General features: G+C 37.8%; 2 protein-coding genes. One reads left to right on the top strand and one right to left on the bottom strand.

Annotated features, from left to right (window positions below; all coding sequences use genetic code 11):
• Positions 1-345 precede the first annotated feature (345 nt).
• Positions 346-942 (top strand): superoxide dismutase, encoded by a 597-nt coding sequence (locus B2Z67_RS14225; protein ID WP_291530501.1) that lies wholly within the window; start codon positions 346-348, stop codon positions 940-942.
• 164 nt (positions 943-1,106) lie between these two features.
• On the opposite strand, the gene B2Z67_RS14220 is transcribed toward B2Z67_RS14225, so the two are convergent.
• Entirely contained in the window at positions 1,107-2,003 is an 897-nt protein-coding gene (locus tag B2Z67_RS14220; RefSeq protein WP_291530500.1) for a sensor histidine kinase, read from the bottom strand.
• Positions 2,004-2,136: the final 133 nt, after the last annotated feature.

Raw genomic sequence — 2,136 nt, 5'->3', positions numbered from 1 at the left:
GGTAGAAGTTACTCTCACTCTGTTTTTTGCCAGTGATTTGGCTGTAACACACTGATACACAGTAACTAAACGGGATATATGTGGTTCCTGGACGGGATATATATGGTGTACGAACGGGATATATATGGTGCGCGAACGGGATATATATGGTGCGTGAACCACATATATCCCNNCATATATCCCGTTCGCGAACCATATATATGTGGTGTAAGTGCCATATATAGGGTGCAAGTGCCATCCACATTGAAATTAACCAAAATCCAAAGAACATTTATGTGAGATTAAGCGTTATCTTTTCAGGACTATAATTCAAGATAAATTATAGGTACGTTATTAACATCTTTAATGCTTATAATTATGACTCACGAAATGCCAAAACTTCCGTACGCTAACAATGCGTTGGAACCTGTAATCAGTCAGCATACCATAGATTTTCACTATGGCAAACATTTGCAAACATACATAAACAATATCAACAATATCATCCCCGGAACAGAGTATGAAAACAAAGACTTAACAGCTATTGTAGCCTCCGCACCGGATGGAGCTATTTTTAATAATGCCGGACAAGTCCTGAACCACACGCTTTACTTCCTGCAATTTTCTCCAAAACCTGTTCATAAAGAAGCTGTAGGGAAATTGGCAGAAGCGATTAAACATGATTTCGGAAGCTTTGATAACTTCAAGAAAGAATTCACAGCCGCTTCCGTAGGATTATTCGGATCGGGTTGGACTTGGCTGTCAGCCGATAAGGATGGAAAACTGCATATTACCAAAGAAGCTAACGGTAGCAATCCTGTACGTTCCGGACTTATTCCGCTGCTCGGCTTCGATGTTTGGGAACATGCTTACTATCTGGATTACCAAAATCGCCGTGCCGACCATATCAATGCCCTCTGGAGTATCATTGACTGGGACGCCGTAGGTAATCGAATGAAATAACAACACTACCTATATCATAAATTCTTTTTCTTAAAAGTGCATTTGAGAGGATTTAAAATTCTCTTAGATGCATTTTTTATAAGACTTATCTAACCTCATTTTAAAGAAAAAGGTTGGCTATTGAAGGCTTTTTATCTGAAAGAAGAACTCAACAATCATTTTCATCAGAATTTCCCATATTCTTTATATTCCATTCCGGCAGGCAGGGTGAAGTAGAATGTAGAACCTTCACCTTTTTTTGATTCCACACCAATACCACCGCCGTAATGTTCTACAATGGATTTTGATATGGAAAGGCCTAAACCTGTTCCGCGAATATTATAATTCATCTTTATGAAACGCTCGAAAATCTCTTTGCGGTACTCTTCATCAATACCACATCCCGTATCGGCAACATAGAAATAAAAATTGTTATTGCTCAGACGTCGATAACCGATTTTTATACTACCTTGTTCCGTAAACTTCAGGGCATTCCTGACTAAATTACCTATTACCTGGGTAAAACGTATGCGATCTATCATCAAACGGCACTGAGGCAAGCTTTCCACAAATTCAAGTATAATACCCGAAGGATGAGGATGTGCATTCTCCATTGCGCAAATCTCCTGAATCAATGCATTCACATCTACGTCTCCGTCACAATACTCCATTGTGTTGGCTTCTATTTTGGAAAAGTCCAGCAAATCATTGATTATCTGAATCAGAAAGTCCTTATTATCATTAATTTCTTTAAGAAAAGCCATACGCTCTTCCCTACTCAGATTATCAGTTTCCGCAAGTATATTAGTAAAACCTACGATGGCATTAAGCGGGGTGCGTATCTCGTGCGTCATGTTGGCAAGAAAGGCGTTCTTAAGCAATCTGCTTTCTTCTGCTACTTCATTCAATCGCTGCAAAGTCTTCAACCTTTTGGTTTTACTGATAGATATAATGACCATAATAATGAGGAGCAGTAATATAATAACTCCAAAACAGAGAAGTAGCACTTCATTATTATGAAAAAAATCTGTAGCCCCCAAACCACAAATTGCGATAGAATCCAGTTTTATTAAATAAGTCATTTTCTCAATTGGTGAATTGATTGATATGTGTATATGGCTGCAAATGTACATTATATTTTTCCTACATTTCCACAACAGGGTATAAAAAATATATAAATTACCATTACATACATTTAGCCTGCATTATTCATAC

It is taken from the genome of Bacteroides sp. UBA939 (genome assembly GCF_002293435.1).
GTDB lineage: Bacteria > Bacteroidota > Bacteroidia > Bacteroidales > Bacteroidaceae > Bacteroides.
The sequence above is the reverse complement of the archived record's forward strand: the minus strand, read 5'-3'. Positions and strand labels throughout refer to the sequence as shown.

Coding starts and splice junctions, on each gene's coding strand:
- B2Z67_RS14220 (WP_291530500.1), bottom strand. CDS start 2,003: ATGACTTATTTAATAAAACTGGATTCTATCGCAATTTGTGGTTTGGGG.
- B2Z67_RS14225 (WP_291530501.1), top strand. CDS start 346: ATGCTTATAATTATGACTCACGAAATGCCAAAACTTCCGTACGCTAAC.